The organism is Oikeobacillus pervagus, assembly GCF_030813365.1.
GTDB lineage: Bacteria > Bacillota > Bacilli > Bacillales > DSM-23947 > Oikeobacillus > Oikeobacillus pervagus.
On the sequence record NZ_JAUSUC010000006.1, the window covers coordinates 1 to 15,889 of the forward strand.

General features: G+C 36.2%; 18 protein-coding genes. 5 read left to right on the top strand and 13 right to left on the bottom strand.

Annotation, left to right across the window (positions count from 1 at the left end; genetic code table 11):
* Positions 1 to 158 precede the first annotated feature (158 nt).
* From bioB to J2S13_RS03525, 5 genes are all read right to left on the bottom strand, one after another.
* Entirely contained in the window at positions 159 to 1,154 is a 996-nt protein-coding gene (bioB, locus tag J2S13_RS03505) for a biotin synthase BioB (protein ID WP_307256318.1), read from the bottom strand.
* 19 nt (positions 1,155 to 1,173) lie between these two features.
* Entirely contained in the window at positions 1,174 to 1,779 is a 606-nt protein-coding gene (locus tag J2S13_RS03510; protein ID WP_307256319.1) for a biotin transporter BioY, read from the bottom strand.
* 314 nt (positions 1,780 to 2,093) lie between these two features.
* Positions 2,094 to 2,246: a FeoB-associated Cys-rich membrane protein gene (locus J2S13_RS03515; RefSeq protein WP_307256320.1), complete on the bottom strand. Its 153-nt coding sequence runs from the start codon at positions 2,244 to 2,246 to the stop codon at positions 2,094 to 2,096.
* Positions 2,247 to 2,261: 15 nt separating this feature from the next.
* Positions 2,262 to 4,262: a ferrous iron transport protein B gene (feoB, locus tag J2S13_RS03520; protein ID WP_307256321.1), complete on the bottom strand. Its 2,001-nt coding sequence runs from the start codon at positions 4,260 to 4,262 to the stop codon at positions 2,262 to 2,264.
* Entirely contained in the window at positions 4,259 to 4,486 is a 228-nt protein-coding gene (locus tag J2S13_RS03525; RefSeq protein WP_307256322.1) for a FeoA family protein, read from the bottom strand. The genes feoB and J2S13_RS03525 overlap by 4 nt, the downstream gene beginning before the upstream one ends.
* A gap of 241 nt (positions 4,487 to 4,727) precedes the next feature.
* Between J2S13_RS03525 and J2S13_RS03530 the strand changes: the two genes are divergently transcribed.
* The 4 genes from J2S13_RS03530 to J2S13_RS03545 all read left to right on the top strand — a co-directional run bounded on the left by J2S13_RS03530 (position 4,728) and on the right by J2S13_RS03545 (position 7,842).
* Positions 4,728 to 5,015, top strand: coding sequence for a hypothetical protein (locus J2S13_RS03530; protein WP_307256323.1), 288 nt, complete (start codon positions 4,728 to 4,730; stop codon positions 5,013 to 5,015).
* A gap of 33 nt (positions 5,016 to 5,048) precedes the next feature.
* Positions 5,049 to 5,816, top strand: coding sequence for a membrane protein insertase YidC (gene yidC, locus J2S13_RS03535; RefSeq protein WP_307256324.1), 768 nt, complete (start codon positions 5,049 to 5,051; stop codon positions 5,814 to 5,816).
* A 210-nt stretch (positions 5,817 to 6,026) separates the two neighbouring features.
* Positions 6,027 to 6,677 carry a 5-bromo-4-chloroindolyl phosphate hydrolysis family protein gene (locus tag J2S13_RS03540; RefSeq protein WP_307256325.1) on the top strand — a complete coding sequence of 217 codons (651 nt, stop codon included), beginning with the start codon at positions 6,027 to 6,029 and terminating at the stop codon, positions 6,675 to 6,677.
* Positions 6,670 to 7,842 carry a toxic anion resistance protein gene (locus J2S13_RS03545; RefSeq protein ID WP_307256326.1) on the top strand — a complete coding sequence of 391 codons (1,173 nt, stop codon included), beginning with the start codon at positions 6,670 to 6,672 and terminating at the stop codon, positions 7,840 to 7,842. The genes J2S13_RS03540 and J2S13_RS03545 overlap by 8 nt, the downstream gene beginning before the upstream one ends.
* Positions 7,843 to 7,880: 38 nt before the next feature.
* On the opposite strand, the gene brnQ is transcribed toward J2S13_RS03545, so the two are convergent.
* The 6 genes from brnQ to J2S13_RS03575 form a co-directional block, all read right to left on the bottom strand.
* Positions 7,881 to 9,200 carry a branched-chain amino acid transport system II carrier protein gene (gene brnQ / locus J2S13_RS03550; RefSeq protein ID WP_307256327.1) on the bottom strand — a complete coding sequence of 440 codons (1,320 nt, stop codon included), beginning with the start codon at positions 9,198 to 9,200 and terminating at the stop codon, positions 7,881 to 7,883.
* 683 nt (positions 9,201 to 9,883) lie between these two features.
* Positions 9,884 to 10,315 (bottom strand): Rok-like winged helix domain-containing protein, encoded by a 432-nt coding sequence (locus J2S13_RS03555; protein WP_307256328.1) that lies wholly within the window; start codon positions 10,313 to 10,315, stop codon positions 9,884 to 9,886.
* A 303-nt stretch (positions 10,316 to 10,618) separates the two neighbouring features.
* Positions 10,619 to 10,822: a DUF6501 family protein gene (locus J2S13_RS03560; protein ID WP_307256329.1), complete on the bottom strand. Its 204-nt coding sequence runs from the start codon at positions 10,820 to 10,822 to the stop codon at positions 10,619 to 10,621.
* A gap of 21 nt (positions 10,823 to 10,843) precedes the next feature.
* A complete protein-coding gene (locus J2S13_RS03565; RefSeq protein WP_307256330.1) occupies positions 10,844 to 12,295 on the bottom strand; it encodes an NAD(P)H-hydrate dehydratase in 1,452 nt (483 codons plus the stop codon).
* Positions 12,296 to 12,490: 195 nt separating this feature from the next.
* Complete coding sequence (locus J2S13_RS03570; protein ID WP_307256331.1) at positions 12,491 to 13,216, bottom strand: S1C family serine protease; 726 nt, start codon at positions 13,214 to 13,216, stop codon at positions 12,491 to 12,493.
* A gap of 19 nt (positions 13,217 to 13,235) precedes the next feature.
* Positions 13,236 to 14,351, bottom strand: a complete 1,116-nt coding sequence (locus J2S13_RS03575) for an FxLYD domain-containing protein (RefSeq protein ID WP_307256332.1) — start codon at positions 14,349 to 14,351, stop codon at positions 13,236 to 13,238.
* A gap of 319 nt (positions 14,352 to 14,670) precedes the next feature.
* Here J2S13_RS03575 and sda point away from each other — a divergent pair, with 319 nt between their 5' ends.
* Entirely contained in the window at positions 14,671 to 14,802 is a 132-nt protein-coding gene (gene sda, locus J2S13_RS03580; RefSeq protein WP_307256333.1) for a sporulation histidine kinase inhibitor Sda, read from the top strand.
* A gap of 59 nt (positions 14,803 to 14,861) precedes the next feature.
* Here sda and J2S13_RS03585 read toward each other — a convergent pair whose 3' ends face one another.
* On the bottom strand, positions 14,862 to 14,999 hold the full coding sequence (locus J2S13_RS03585) for a hypothetical protein (RefSeq protein ID WP_307256334.1): 138 nt from the start codon (positions 14,997 to 14,999) through the stop codon (positions 14,862 to 14,864).
* 245 nt (positions 15,000 to 15,244) lie between these two features.
* On the bottom strand, positions 15,245 to 15,877 hold the full coding sequence (locus J2S13_RS03590; RefSeq protein WP_307256335.1) for a response regulator: 633 nt from the start codon (positions 15,875 to 15,877) through the stop codon (positions 15,245 to 15,247).
* Between the last annotated feature and the right edge of the window lie 12 nt (positions 15,878 to 15,889).

The following is a 15,889-nucleotide window of genomic DNA, read 5'->3' on the forward strand; positions in this document are numbered from 1 at the left end:
TCACGATAGCCACCTTGTCTTTCGCTAACAGTTCCTACTGCCAAGCCTGTAGTGGACTTTCACCACCAAGTATCCGCCCATGCAGGGCGCACTTAAAAAGAGGAAGATTCTCATCTTCCTCTTTCTTATTAAAGTAAAATAATTCCCAATATTCCGATTTAGCAAGTGGCTTGTTTCTCTGAAACCACTTCTACTTCGAAACCTAGTTCTTCAATCATTTTGTGGTCAGCTGTTGTCTCTTGTCCAGCAGTTGTTAAATAATCTCCAACGAAGACAGAATTTGCTGCATATAAGCCTAATGGCTGTAAGTGCCCTAAATTTACTTCACGCCCACCAGAGATGCGGATCTCTTTCGAAGGATTGATATAGCGGAATAATGATAATACTTTCAAACAGTATCTTGGATTTAATTCTTTTGTTCCTTCAAGTGGAGTTCCGTCAATCGCATTTAAGAAGTTTACTGGAATGGAATCAGCATCTAAAGCTTTTAAACTACGAGCCATTGTCACGACATCTTCTTTTGTTTCTCTCATCCCCACAATGACCCCAGAACATGGAGAAATCCCCTGTGCTTTTACTGCTTCTACAGTATTCACGCGATCATCATATGTATGTGAAGTAGTAATATTTTCATGATGATTTTTAGATGTGTTTAAATTATGATTATATCTGTCTACTCCTGCTTCCTTTAATCTTTTCGCTTGCTCTGGTTTTAAAAGCCCTAGACAGGCACAAACTTTCATATCATATTTTTCTTTAATTTCCTCTACCGCTTCGGCTACATGTTCCAACTCTTTATTGCTTGGTCCTCTACCGCTTGCAACGATACAGTAAGTCCCTGCTTGTAGTTCATGTGCACGTTCTGCGCCTTTTAAAATTGTCTCCTTATCAACCATACGATATTTCTCAATTGGCGCATTAGATAAAACCGATTGTGAACAATAGCCACAGTTTTCTGGGCAAAGACCCGATTTAGTATTAATAATCATGTTTAATTTCACTTGATTTCCGTAATAATGCTTACGAATTTGGTAAGCCCCTTGAAGTAATTCTAATAAATTTTCATCAGGACAATTTAAAATCGATAATGCTTCCTCATCTGTTAATTCATATCCCTTTAATACTTCTTCAGCAAGATTTCCCCATTTTGTCATGATAATACCCCTCTCTTTTTTACATGGCATGTTTTCCTAATGAATATTTTGAAAGTACAGAATGATGCAGGCGATGAGCCATCACTCCTGCAAATACAGATAAAATAATATCTTTCGGTAATGGCACCATCATGGATATCCAAGCAACTTTATATGAATAAGCTGGTGGCGCTTCTGCCCATAATTTAAATGCTGCATACAACCAATTCGTTCCAAATACATAATTAATCGTCATACCAATTAATGCAGCTGTGATAAAACGAGAAACTGTTTTCTTTCTCTCTACTATTTTTCCTGTAACATATGCAGTAAATATAAAGGAAACGATAAAACCAAATGTAGGACTAATGATCGCTGTAAACCCGCCATTGAATCTAGCAAAGACAGGTGCTCCTACTAAGCCTAATAGCATATACACAATCATTGCGACTGCCCCTACTCTGCTTCCTAATATTGCCCCTGCTAAAATAGCAAAAAAAGTTTGTAATGTAATAGGAACACCATTTATGACCATAAATGGTGCGAAGGAAGTAATATTTGCTCCGATCATCATCAAAGCCACAAACAGTCCAATAAGAGTGATGTCCATCGTACTAAATTTGCGTTTTCTCAATTTCTTATCCATTTCCGTTTCTCCTTCCATATAGAATAGAATAAAAGAAGAGATGTCAATATGTCAACCGGTTTTTATTAATAGTTAACAAACAAATCACCGTTTGGGCTTATTTTTATCAAAAAAAAATTAAATTTCTTCAAATACAGCTGTCCAAACAAAAAAAGCCCCCAAAGTGAGATGCAGGTTCCTTCCTTCTGAAACACAGAAATAAAATGGGTGTTTAGAAGAGGACTCTTCACTTCAGGGACAGCTGATCAAGTTGTATCTATTTTTAAGAAACTTTACTCTATTTCAGTAGATTAATTGTGCAGCATGCTAAGTATTCACTTCATAGAATCGCATCTTGACGTTTCACATTGATCTTTCATAGAACAATGGGCACATGCTCCACCTTTTTTACTTTTCTTCGCAAATTTATATAAAGTATAACCTGCATATCCAAAAATCGCTGAACCGATCACAATATTCGCAATCATCTAACTCTCCCTCTCTTAAAAGAATAATTTCCCTACCTGGAAAATGATGAAAGACAGAAGATAAGCAATCAACAAGCCATAGCCTATTGAAAATAAAGTCCATTTTTTTGAACCTGTCTCAAAACGAATGGCCGCAACGGTTGCAACACATGGAACATATAGCAAAATAAAAACTAAGAAACTATAAGCAGAAATAGGGGTGAATTGATCCGCAATAACTCCTTGTAAAGCATCGGTATTGGATGTGTGATAAATAATATTCATCGTTGAAACAACCACTTCTTTTGCCATAAACCCAGTGATAATCGAGGCGCCGGCTTGCCATGTACCAAAACCTAGTGGAGCTAGAATTGGGGCGATAAATCCGCCAATCATAGCTAGGAAACTATGATCCATTTCAACATTCCAACCGCCTGGCCCCATATAAGATAATAGCCAAATGACAACAGATCCTCCAAAGATGAATGTTCCCGCTTTTCGGATGAACCCTTTCCCTTTATCCCAAGTACTTCTCCATAATGTTCGTCCATGCGGAATTCGGTACGGGGGAAGTTCAATTACAAATAACGACACTTCATTTCTGACAATGGTTAAGGAAAATATTTTTGCAAGCGCTAATGCAACGACAATTCCTAACACATATAAGGAAAATACGACCATTCCTTGGTTTGCGGTAAAGAAGGTTCCTGCAAACAAAGCGTAAACCGGCAATCTTGCTGAACAAGACATGAGAGGAGTTAACAAAATCGTTAATAATCTCTCTTTCGGTTGTTCAATGGTTCTAGCAGCCATCACCCCTGGAACATTACAGCCGAACCCAATAATCATCGGAATAAAGGCTTTCCCGTTTAATCCGACCCTCTCCATTAAGCGATCCATGACAAGAGCTGCCCTTGCCATATAGCCGGAATCCTCTAGGAAAGAAATAAATAAAAATAGGACAAATATTTGTGGTACAAAAACTAATACACCACCAACACCTGCAATAATTCCGTTTAATATAAGCGCCCGAATAAACGGAGCAGCATTCACTGTATTTAAAAGGGAAGATGTCCAATCCGTTAATGGACCACTAAAAAAGGCATCTAACACATCGGAAAGCGGTGTTCCGATCCAATCAAATGTTAAACTAAACATGATGTACATACAAAGGAAAAAAATCGGGACTCCAAGAAAGCGGTTCGTTAAGATTTCATCTAATCGTTCTGACCAATTAACAGAATGTTCTTCCTTTTGAATCGTGCTCTCTTTCACAATTTGACGGATCCAATTTTTTCTCTTTTCCATCATCCATCTTTCTGTCGACATTCCATATTTAGAATGTAATTGTTTTTCCAACTGTAATTTTATTTCTTTGATTTTTTGCGATGAAACCCGCTCTTCCGCATATCGAACGGCATATTCATTCCCCATTAATATTTGAATTGCAAGCCATCGTTTTGGAAACGGTAACATTTGACCCGATAATAAGCGGGTAATGGAATCAATTGATTTCTCTATTTCATTCCCATAAAATATGACGGTTTTGGTTGGCTTTGACGGTTCATTTGCTAAAGACTGGAGAATTTGGTCACAACCTTTTCCAGTCCGTGCTACAATTGGAATGACGGTAGTTCCCAATGCTTTACTTAATCGGTCTACATCAATTGTAAGACCGCGTCTTTTAGCGACATCGATCATATTTAATCCGATCATCATCGGTTTTTCATACTCTAACAATGAGACTGTTAACTGTAGATTTCTTTCTAATTGAGAAGCATCGACAATATTTAATACCTTATCAAACGTTTCATTTAGAAAATATTGAATCACAACCGCTTCATCTTTAGAATAAGGGGTTAATGAATAAATACCAGGCAAGTCAATTAATTGACCTCCATTATTCTTTAATGCTCCGACTTTCTTTTCAACTGTTACACCGCTCCAGTTTCCTACATATTCATAAGAACCTGTTAATGTATTAAATAAAGAAGTCTTCCCTGTATTTGGATTGCCGACTAATGCTGCCTTTATCATTGGCCATTCACCAATATTTTCTTAGCATCCGAGCGGCGAATCCCGATGACTTGGCCAGAACATTCGATCATACACGGCCCACCAAAAGGCATCATTCTCTTCATTTTAATTAGGGATCCTTCACAGACACCAATTTGCAGTAGTCTTTGTTTAACGATATGATGAATGTCTTTAATATCATGAATATAAGCTGTTTTTCCTTGTTTTAATTCAAGAATATTCATAGCCAGTAACCTTCTTTCTGCACATGTGAAGTTGATAATTATTCTCATTGTTTAGTTTTATTTTACCACCATTTCGGACTTTTTTGATTACGATATTATGAACTTTTTGTTATAGATGAGAAAGACTATTTTCATTAATTTGGCTAAGACACTAGCACACTCGTATAGTATCTGTTCTATTTGAATAATTCCTATTTTTAAGTTATACTTTCATTTAGTCTAAATGTTAAGGAGACAGCTCATGATTGATTTTCTAATTGAATCTCTTAACGAATTTACTATTTACTCGCTTTATATGAGTTTGGTCTTGCATTTTATTTTTATTCTTACGTATAAATGGACTCAATTACATTCTTATAAAAAACATGAAATTGCTCATATGCATGAAATGAATCGGCTAGATGTCCGTCAATCGATTGAATCGCAAACCGATTGTCCTTCTTTTAATATGCTTGAATGGTTACCAAAAAGCATCCGTAGAAAAGTATCATCCTATGATGAAAATGATCCATACCATTCCTTCTCTTAATTTCACATTATTCATCAATTTGAGGAGGATTATATGAAAAAAATAACAGCTTATTTGACCGTATTGTTTATGTCCACCATTTTATTATCCGGCTGTTCAAGTGCTGAAAACGAAGGACATGTTTTTCACGATTACTTTGTTCAACCATTTGTAAAGCTGATCCATACGATTGGGTCTACATTTAACGGAAATTATGCAATAGCGATTATTATCATCACTCTTGCTGTTCGTCTACTCTTACTTCCATTTATGTTAAACACGATGAAAAAACAACAAATCATGCGTGAGAAAATGGAAATTGTCAAGCCAGAAATGGAAAAAATCCAAAAGCGTGTAAAAGCCGCAAAATCAAAAGAAGAACAAATGAAGGCCCAACAAGAAATGATGGCATTATATCAACAACATAATATTAATCCATTTGCAATGGGCTGTCTGCCAATCCTATTACAAATGCCGATTTGGATGGCACTCTACTATGCAATCCGTATTTCAGAAGATATCCAAAAAGCCCATTTTCTATGGTTTAAACTTGGTTCACCTGATATCTTAATGGCCTTTATTGCAGGTCTCATGTACTTCCTTCAATTCCGCGTATCGATGATTGGAGTACCAGAAGAACAGAAAAAACAAATGAAAATCATCGGTTTACTGTCGCCTGCGATGATTTTGTTTATTTCATTCTCGACACCTGCTGCCTTACCACTCTATTGGACTGTGAGTGGGCTGTTCTTAATCGGACAAACTTGGCTTTCAAAGAGATATTTTCAAACCCATAAACAAGAAGTGAACGAGAATAAATGATGTGAAGACCTTGGTGTATAAAGCACCAAGGTCTTTAGTTGCAAGGAAGCTTATTCAAATCACTACCTATGATTCAGGGCAGCATCTATTTTATGTATGGTCATCCTTTTAATGAACCTATTTATTTCTTATAATAAAAACGGGGTGAAACCTTTTTCAAAAAAAAACGTATGAATACTATATAAACATTTCGTAGGAGTCGATGCTAAAGTGTCCATCTTATTTTTTATCACGCGATTATTAGTCTCTATACCGACTTTTTTTATAACATTGCTCATCTTACATAATCTTGACTACCCTATTTTTAAGTCAACAGGAATCGCCTTATTAACGAGTGTGGCCCTTTATCAGATGATTAAATGGATCACCCGTAGACGATTTCTTAAGGAAAATAATATTACTCGTCAAGAATATGCGTACATTAAACGAAATTTAAAAGAAGCCAAGGAAAAATTGAAACGGTTAAATAAAGTATTTATCAAGATTAGAAACATCCAAACATTTAAACAAATGATTGAAATCCATCGACTTGTAAAAAGAATCTTTTCGATCGTGAAACGTGAGCCTAGACGTTTCTATCAGGCAGAGAACTTCTTTTTCCGTCATTTGGATTCTGTTGTAGAAATTGCTGAAAAATATGCATTTTTATCTCAACAACCAGTTAAGAATGAGCAATTGTATCATTCACTTAGTGAATCCTCGATAACTCTAGATGAATTAACAAAGTCATTGGAAAAGGATTTATATGTAGTTTTACAATCAGATATAGAGCATTTATCTATTGAATTAGATGTAGCAAAACATTCATTAAAAAAATTAGAACATCCACTGGACGATGAAAGGAGAAACATAAATGAGTGAACCAACAAATAAAACCAAAGTGATGGACGATCTCGTAGTGAAGAGTGAATTGGACGATCTTCTCGCCAATCCTTTCGGTGATGATTCATTGTCATTGGTGAACAATCAAGAACCAGCGCCAAAGAAAACCATTGATATTTTGCCGGAAGCACATCAAAAAAAAGCGATGGAAATTGCACGTCAAATTGATCCGTCTAACCATCAAGCGATTATCACATATGGAACAGCTGCCCAATCACAGCTTTCTAGCTTTTCTCATTCGATGCTTGATCATGTTCAGCAAAAAGATATCGGGCCTATTGGTGACGTTTTAAAAGATTTAATGCGAAAATTAGAACAAGTCAATCCAGATGAATTACGTCCAGAAAAGAAAAATTTCTTTGCGAGAGTATTTGGAAAAATCTCTAACTCTATCCAAGAAATTTTATCTAAATATCAAAAGATTGGAGCACAAATTGACCGTATAAGCGTGAAACTAGATCATTCAAAAAAGGTCTTAATAGAAGATATTCAACTTTTAGAACAGTTATACGAAAAGAATAAAGAATACTTCGAGGCTTTAAATATTTTTATTGCAGCAGGTGAGATCAAATTAGAAGAACTGCAAACAAAGACCATTCCAGAACTACAAAAAAAAGCAGAACAATCTGGCGACCAAATGGCCTACCAAGAAGTAAATGACATGGTACAATTTGCTGACCGCCTTGAAAAGCGTTTACATGATTTAAAATTAAGCCGTCAAATTACCATTCAAAGTGCGCCTCAGATTCGCTTAATTCAAAATATGAACGAAGCACTAGCCGAAAAAATTCAATCGTCCATTTTAACTGCGATTCCATTATGGAAAAACCAAATTGCAATTGCCTTGACTTTATTCCGTCAGAAAAAAGCGGTTGAAGCGCAAAAACAAGTATCGAAAACGACCAATGATCTACTCCTAAAAAATGCCGAGATGCTGAAGTCCAATACGATTGAAACAGCAAGGGAAAACGAACGAGGGCTTGTCGATATTGAGACATTGAAGAAAACACAAGCTAGTTTAATTACAACACTAGAAGAAACTCTCCAAATTCAACAAGAAGGACGTCAAAAACGTAGACAAGCAGAACAAGAATTAATCACGATGGAAGAAGAACTAAAGCAAAAGCTATTACATTTAAAATAGTCTAAAACGGCAGAACTCAAAATTCTGCCGTTTACTTATTATAGTGATCTATATTGTGGATCGGTTAGCCCTATTATTCTATCGATCCCCCAACCTATAACTCCCCCCATGAGAGCTGGAATGACCCACCCGAGGCCAACTGAAAAAAATGGTACCCATGATAAAGTCGATTGAAGCCAATCGGTTTGGACTCCAAAAGCGGTTAAACCATCGTACAGACTAAATAGAGCTGTAAAAAGTAATGCCCCCCCATATACTTTTCTTGATCCCATATAAAAGCGGTGAAAAAAAGACATAAAGATTAATACAATCGCTAATGGGTAAATCATCGCTAGCACAGGAGCAGAAATAGAAATTATTTGATTTAATCCTAAATTAGCCACTAAAAAACTAAAAATAGTGATCATTAGAGCATAGATGCGGTAGGAAATTTTCGGCATAATCTCAGTGAAAAATTGGGCACATGCAGCAGTTAAACCGATACATGTTGTTAAACATGCAAGGGCAACGATCACTCCCAATAATAATTTCCCACCGGATCCGAACAGTTGATTGGCAGCGCTTGATAATAGATCTCCGCCATTAGTAAATGTTCCAACTGTCGCCATCTTTGCTCCAACGATGGCAGTTGAAATATAGACAAGTGAAAGACCTATTCCAGCAATTAGGCCAGCTTGAACCGTTGAACGCAACATGACGGTTTTTTCCTGAACCCCTCTCAATTTAAAGGCGCTCACAACGACAATTCCGAAAGCTAGGGCAGCGATCGTATCCATCGTTAAATACCCTTCCATAAATCCTTTAAAAAATGGAGCATTGGCATATTTTTCAGTAGCTGGTTGCAATGGATGGTTTAATTGTAGAATTCCCGAAACACATAGAATCGCTATGGCGACGAGTAAAATCGGGGTTAATAGTTGTCCAATTCGATCCACCATTCTGGATGGATTTAAGCTTAACCAAAAAACGATTGCAAAAAAAAGCGTGGTGAAAATGAAAAGCGAATAAGGTTGTGTAGTTGATGTAAGAAATGGGGCGATTGCCATCTCATATGCTACATTTGCACCTCTTGGGATTCCGAAAAAGGGACCAATAGCAAAATAGATAATTACCGCAAAAAAAATGCCGAAAATAGGATGTACATTGTCCCCGATTGAGCGAACCCCATTGTCCATCAAAGCAACAGCCGTGACGGATAAAATAGGTAATCCTATCCCTGTTACAATAAAGCCTAATATAGCTGGCCAAAGCGATTCCCCAGCTTCCATCCCAAGAAATGGAGGGAAAATTAAATTACCTGCACCAAAAAATAAAGCAAACAACATAAGTCCGATAAAAAATATGTCCTTTTTATTCATTCGAAGCGTCCCCCTTTTGCAAAACAAGCCCCGTTGAGCGTTCTACTTAATGCCGATCCCTTTTTATCTAATCTAATCCATTCCTTATAAATAGCGGCTCAAAGTGATTTGAAAGCCCTTTCATTTTATTACTTTCGTTGATCATGGAGTGTTGTCATCCTATTAAGAAAATATATTATTTTCTGAAAATGACGTCCTCCATTAGATGTCTTCCTTTTTAAACAAGGTACTTCTGAATCCTAGTAGCTTATATCGAATCTTACTAGTTGATGACAATGATTGTTTCATTTTCTCACTAGTCCAATAAATTTTACAATCGATTGACTTGTCTGTCAATTATAAAAATATATTTTCTTAATATAATTTCAATCTTTGTGTAGTTCATGATTGACAAATTTTCACTTTCTATTTTATAGTGGATATATGTTAACGATTATATATTTTAAGTTGACGCATTAATTTCTTTACTTTTTTCTACACCCCTTTTGTGAACCGATTATCGGTTCTTTTTTTGATGGTCAAAACAAAACGAGATGCCACATTCATTTTCTTCACTCTCTTTTCTCTTATTCGCCACAATTGTTCCCTTCCACTTATCTATTAGCTATTCATACATTTCATCTTGATATACAGTTCTATAGGTTATAGTTTGAAAACAATAAAAAACTGATTGCAAGATGCAATCAGCTCTCATATTCGTATATATATAGCCCTCTACCTAACTTCCGTACATGGTTATTTTCTCTTTCTAAGGCCACCATAAACGTTGTCATATTTGCAATCTTTCGACCAGTTGTTTCCTCAATTTTTTTTTGTAAATCAACCCCACGTATTGGCTCATTTTGTTGCCTTAAAATTTCTACAGTGGTGGATCTTAATTCATTTAAAGCAGCACTTCTCCGTCCTCTTCGTTTTTTCGTTACCGTAGGTTCGCCTTTATCTAGTTGTTGCAAATCAGATTGTTCGGTTTGAATACCGATTCTTTCAAGTGAATCTAGTTCTCTTAATCTTCGGAAAATTGCATCCCTTTCTTGACGAAATTCTCGTAAAATTCTACTTTCAGAATCATCCAATTGCTCTAATCTAATTTTTAAGGCGATTCTTTCATTAAACATTTTTCCCCCTCCTAAATGAATGAATTTTCAACTAGATGAATAATTACTGTATAAATGCCCCCGTAAATATATTTTTTCTAAATAAAAATAATAATAGAAACAGCATGAAATCAAGCTCTTTCAATTATATTATCAAATAAATGCGATAAATTCTAGATACAATGATAAAAATATTTATACATTTAGTTATTATTTAATACTTTTTCCTTTTTTACCTTTCTTTTACCTTCCCATAGAAAAAAACCCGATCACTCGGGCTTTTCATAAAGGACAATTTTTCATTAATTGGCCGAATCAACCATTTTACATTACTTCAAAATATTCTTTGTAAAAACCAGATACTTTTCCACGATTATCTACAACAAAATAAAACTCTTCCGTTTCATTTTTCACTTCATATTCCTTACCAGGGGACAAAACATTTTCCACCATATATTTCTTGGCATTCGTATGTACACATTTCACTTTTTTAATCGTTTCTCTTTCTGCCCAATTAAGATGAATCATGCTCATTCTTCCTTTCCTTCTTCACTCTTTTTCAAACGATTTACAGATCATGGGTAATAATGAGGAGAAATCACTTGAGACAAAGGTGTGTTCGCTATATTTACGAACCCATTCATCACTACAAACGCCATGAATATAAACCGCATTTAAAACCGCTGCTTTTACACAATCATTTCCCTCAATACTTGCTAATAGCATTCCCGTTAACGCATCACCACTCCCACCTTTTGCTAGACTTGCATTCCCGGTGGTATTAATATAACCTGTTCCATCTGGGAATGCAATCACTGTATACTCCCCTTTAAGGATGAGAATGACATGATGTGTAACCGCATATTCGGATGCCAATTCTATCCGATTTTCTTGGATTTCCTTCGTAGAAAGTTGTAAAAGTCTTGAGAATTCCCCAGGATGTGGTGTTAATATGATTGGTTTTTCTCCCCTAGGATAACTTCTAGATTGAATCGCCCCTGCATCAAGAATGAGAGGGACATTCTGCTTGAGCAAATATGTCACCAGTTTTTCTAAATCATCGGTTGGATCTAATCCTGGACCGATGGCCGCGCAAGTAAAGCGCCTATTCTTCCATTCACTTCTTACGAGCTCCTCATAAGTATGATATAAAAATGTCACCTCTGGAACAATTGGACCAATAATCGCAGAAGCATGCTGCGTCGTATTTACCGTTAATTTTCCGATTCCAAAACGCATTGCACTTGATGCGGCAAGCGCAGCACTCCCAGGCATCTCATGACTCCCAGCGATTAATAACCCTGTTCCGAAAAGCCCTTTATGAGCATTTGTTTCTCTTTTTACCCAGCTTTTTTGAACATCTTTTTCCGTCCATACCCTCCAATTACTTTTTTGGGGAAGACCGATATCAACGACTTCTACTTGACCATAAAAATGTGAGGAAGGAAAAAGAAATCGAGAAGGCTTATATCCATGTAGAGAAAATGTATAATCTGCCTTAATCGCATTCTGATCCACTACCCCACTATTGGATGAAATTCCTGTCGGGACATCGATTGAAATAATCGTAGCCTTCATAGATTTCATCCACTTAATCCATTCAACCAAAGATTCTTGCAAGGGCAAAATGGCTCCCACACCTAAAAGTGCATCTACGATGACATCATATGTTTGATTCGGATTCCATTCTTCAACGGGAAAGCCACATTGTTCATAATAATGTAAATGTTGTTTAGCTACTCCAGTTTTCGGTTCGCCTAACGGGAAAATTAAATCGACTTCAAAGCCTGCCATTTTTAAATAGCGGGCTAAGACAATTCCATCTCCCCCATTATTCCCCTTCCCAGAAGCAATTAATAATTTCTGATTGGTGGATAAATAGGGGCATATTGCATGATATAGACCACATCCGGCATTTTCCATCAGTGAGAAAGTGCTCATCCCTCTTTTCTCCGCTAACTGATCTGCCGCTTTAATTTGCTCACTTGTATAAATATACATTTATCTTTTACACCACCTAGTCGATCTTGCCATTAAAGGATTGATTCTTGTCATTTTACCATATTTTTGGTCAAAACTGATCATTTTGCTCCTTCTTGGATTTTTGACATCTTCTATATTTTCTCTGTGCAGGGTAAATTTGTCCTTAAAAAAGCAACTTTACTACCATACGGTTGTAAAGTTGCTTTTTTCATTTCATATTTTCGGGTGTTTTGACCAATTTTCTACAAGAGGGAGAATTTGGGTAATGGGGAGGCTAAATCCTATTTGTCCTTCCTCAGAAAGAGCAGAGTTGATTCCAATCACTTCACCCGTGTCTTTTCGTATGAGCGGCCCCCCACTATTACCAGGAGCGATTGGCGCAGATATTTGATAAGTGTTTTTATATGAGAAGGGGGGGATTTCCAAGTCTCGATTGACCCCGCTAATCATACCGGATGTAACAGAGTTTTGTAAACCAAGAGGGGAGCCTAAAGCCAACACTTCATCTCCCACTTCAGCGTCCCGTTTTGAAAGAGGTAATGGCTCTTTACCAGTTAAGCCCTTTACCCTAATAACAGCGACATCGATCTCTTTACTTATTCCAATGACCATTCCTTCTAACTGCTTATAATTGGCCATTTTAATTTTAACTTTTGAAGAGCCCGTTACAACATGAGCATTGGTGATAATATCGCCTTTCTTATTATATAAAAATCCTGATCCAAGGCTATTTTCAGTTTCAATCATCACCACTAATTTTTGAGTATCATGAATGATTTCCTTCACATTTTTCCGCTTATCCTCGCTTATCTGGTTACTTAGTATAATGGTACTTTCACGTTGAAGTTTTTCAGGAACCGTTTTATTAATATAAACGATCATCAACATTCCTCCGGTCAATAAAACGATGGATAACAAAATGCTCCCTCTCCATTTCAATTTTTTCTCCCCTCCTGTTCTATTCAACGGTGTACCAAGTGACTTCAACAACTTTCACCGTTACGACCTCAAACGGCCCCTTAATTGTGTCATTAAATCGCCCCGTTTCTCCTGGTTGGAGGAAAGAAGGATTCAGATATGTTACATTTGAAGTCAGAAGCCGACCATCCCCGTCGTATACATCATAATAAACAGCAATATCTTTCATTTTTTTAGTTGAAATATTTTTGATTTCCCCATGCATCAAAGCGTCGCCATTCTGATTGATTTCTACTTCTAGATTAGTTAGGTCCATTTCGTTTCCTTCTATAGTTGGTTCCGAAGTTTCACTCAGCTGTTTTTCGTACTCTGTTTTTTTATTTTTTATATTCTCTTGTAATTCTATTAATTGTTTGTCCTTTGGAAGATATTGTAGCGCTTCCTCCACTATGGCTGATGCCTCGTCAAAACGCTTTGCTCCTAATGCTTGATTAACTTGATCTATGCTAATGCTTAGGATCTTCTTCTTAATATCTTCCTTTACTTTTTCAGCTTCTTTAAAATCAAAATCTGCTAGGAGGATGAACCGATTTCCAAGTTCAGAAATAGTGGTTAGCGATTTGATTTCTTCCTTTATTTCATAAAACATCAACATCGTTTCTTTTTTTTCTAACTCATTTTCAAGTTTTTCAAATAGGATTCCTTCACGATTGTCAATTTTCTTTTGAATACTTTCAATCACATTACTTGCCTTTTCTAATCTTTTTTCTTCCACATGCTTCGTAAAATCCTTGAACATTTCGTTTAGACGATTTGCTTCCTCCGTAGATTCTATATTCGCTTGAATGATTTCATAATTGGGGCGGAGAGTGTTGGCCTCCTTAAATCTCTGAAGTGCCGCTGCAAAATTCCCTTTTAACGCAAGACTTTCACCCTCAATTTGTAATTTTATGACCTTTTTATTTGTTTCAGTTTCAAACCAGTAATAGCCAATGTTCACTCCTGCTATTCCCACAAGCATAAGGATCGGGAGTAAAATCGTGAACCAATGATTCTTCTTTTTTCTTTCCTCTTTTTCCTTTCCTTGCGCGTACTGACAATTTGGACAATAGGATTGTGTAACATGATACTCCAATCCACATTTTGAACATTTCAATCCTCTCCCCCCTTTTCAAAAACCGTCCAATCAAATGGCCAATTTGGATCTACATCTGTATTTATATAATAGTTTAAATTTAAGGAAGCTGTGATCAAATCATCTTTGTTTATTTTTATTCAGGAATGAGACAGAAATGTTAAAACAAGCTTTAAGTTTACATAATATATCATCCTAAAAGGATGTCCTAGTTTTTTAAAAATTTTGTCAAAATTTCTAATAATAATAGCTTTTTGCTTTTCATTTGAATATTTCCCATGTAGAATGATTAGTAAATATAGAGTTTTCTATATTTAATCCTATCTGAGGAGGCATCGTCATGAAAATTTTGAGTAATGAACAATTGGTGGCAGCCTATCGAGACGCGGAGAAAAAAGGTCAAGATCGTGATTGGATTAGATTATTAAAAGATGAAGTACGAAAAAGAGGACTTAATCCTGTACGAAAGTAAATAAGAAAGGGCTCAATGAACTTTTTTTAGGAAACGTGCAAATAAATTTGCACGTTTTTTCATGAGAACCTATCTTTCAATTTAGCATCTTGACATATTTTATCTTTCATCATACTAAATTCGTGTTCATTAATGATGCCCATCGATTTGAATAGTTGAAAATAAGCAAGGACCTTTGTTTTTCTTCTGTTGGACATGACCCACCCCTCCCTTTTGTACGTATTGATCCCACATTAACGGACAGTAAAACATCATATCTCCAAGAATGAGGAATCGAAGAGGATTGGTGGGGGATGATTCCCCCCCACTGAATGAAGTTTTACTTTGTACTATAATATTAAAAAATAATAAAAGTTGTGATAGGTAAACTTTTTTTATACACTAAAACATTTTTAATGAGATAAAATAAAAAACCATTGGGTTACGTCCAATGGTCTCCACCTTATTTAACTAATTCATGTTTAAACGCATAAATGACCGCTTGGGTTCGATCTTGAACTTCTAATTTTGAAAGGATATTGCTTACGTGAGTTTTCACTGTTTTTAGGGCAATAAATAGGAAATCAGCAATTTCTTGATTCGTTTTCCCCTCTGTCATCAATAATAATATTTCTAATTCTCTATTAGTTAAGTCTTCGTGTAAGGGGCGATCCTGTTTTTTTCTTAATTGATTCATCATTTTATCTGTTACTTCTGGTTCTAATACAGACTGTCCTTGATACGTGGACCGGATGGCATCCGCAATATCACCTGCTTTGGAGGTCTTTAATAAATAACTGGTAGCCCCCGCTTCAATAGCGGCATATACTTTGTCATCATCAAGAAAACTTGTAACGACAATAATTTTCGCTTCGTTCCATTCCTTTTTAATCGCTGTTGTAGCTTCAATACCGTCCATCGGTTCCATCACTAAATCCATTAGGATTACATCTGGACGTAAGTCTAAAGCAAGTTCCACCCCTTTTTTCCCGGTTTCCGCTTCTCCTACAACTTCAATATCTTCCTGGGCTGAAAGATAAGCAGATACACCGATTCTCACCATTTCGTGGTCATCTACTAATAATACTTTAATCATTCATTCTCATCC

What these genes read in the sequence shown, in the direction of transcription:
- bioB (WP_307256318.1), bottom strand. Translation starts at nt 1,154, where the DNA reads ATGACAAAATGGGGAAATCTTGCTGAAGAAGTATTAAAGGGATATGAA.
- J2S13_RS03510 (WP_307256319.1), bottom strand. Translation starts at nt 1,779, where the DNA reads ATGGATAAGAAATTGAGAAAACGCAAATTTAGTACGATGGACATCACT.
- J2S13_RS03515 (WP_307256320.1), bottom strand. Translation starts at nt 2,246, where the DNA reads ATGATTGCGAATATTGTGATCGGTTCAGCGATTTTTGGATATGCAGGT.
- feoB (WP_307256321.1), bottom strand. Translation starts at nt 4,262, where the DNA reads ATGATAAAGGCAGCATTAGTCGGCAATCCAAATACAGGGAAGACTTCT.
- J2S13_RS03525 (WP_307256322.1), bottom strand. Translation starts at nt 4,486, where the DNA reads ATGAATATTCTTGAATTAAAACAAGGAAAAACAGCTTATATTCATGAT.
- J2S13_RS03530 (WP_307256323.1), top strand. Translation starts at nt 4,728, where the DNA reads ATGATTGATTTTCTAATTGAATCTCTTAACGAATTTACTATTTACTCG.
- yidC (WP_307256324.1), top strand. Translation starts at nt 5,049, where the DNA reads ATGAAAAAAATAACAGCTTATTTGACCGTATTGTTTATGTCCACCATT.
- J2S13_RS03545 (WP_307256326.1), top strand. Translation starts at nt 6,670, where the DNA reads ATGAGTGAACCAACAAATAAAACCAAAGTGATGGACGATCTCGTAGTG.
- brnQ (WP_307256327.1), bottom strand. Translation starts at nt 9,200, where the DNA reads ATGAATAAAAAGGACATATTTTTTATCGGACTTATGTTGTTTGCTTTA.
- J2S13_RS03555 (WP_307256328.1), bottom strand. Translation starts at nt 10,315, where the DNA reads ATGTTTAATGAAAGAATCGCCTTAAAAATTAGATTAGAGCAATTGGAT.
- J2S13_RS03560 (WP_307256329.1), bottom strand. Translation starts at nt 10,822, where the DNA reads ATGATTCATCTTAATTGGGCAGAAAGAGAAACGATTAAAAAAGTGAAA.
- J2S13_RS03565 (WP_307256330.1), bottom strand. Translation starts at nt 12,295, where the DNA reads ATGTATATTTATACAAGTGAGCAAATTAAAGCGGCAGATCAGTTAGCG.
- sda (WP_307256333.1), top strand. Translation starts at nt 14,671, where the DNA reads ATGAAAATTTTGAGTAATGAACAATTGGTGGCAGCCTATCGAGACGCG.
- J2S13_RS03585 (WP_307256334.1), bottom strand. Translation starts at nt 14,999, where the DNA reads ATGTCCAACAGAAGAAAAACAAAGGTCCTTGCTTATTTTCAACTATTC.
- J2S13_RS03590 (WP_307256335.1), bottom strand. Translation starts at nt 15,877, where the DNA reads ATGATTAAAGTATTATTAGTAGATGACCACGAAATGGTGAGAATCGGT.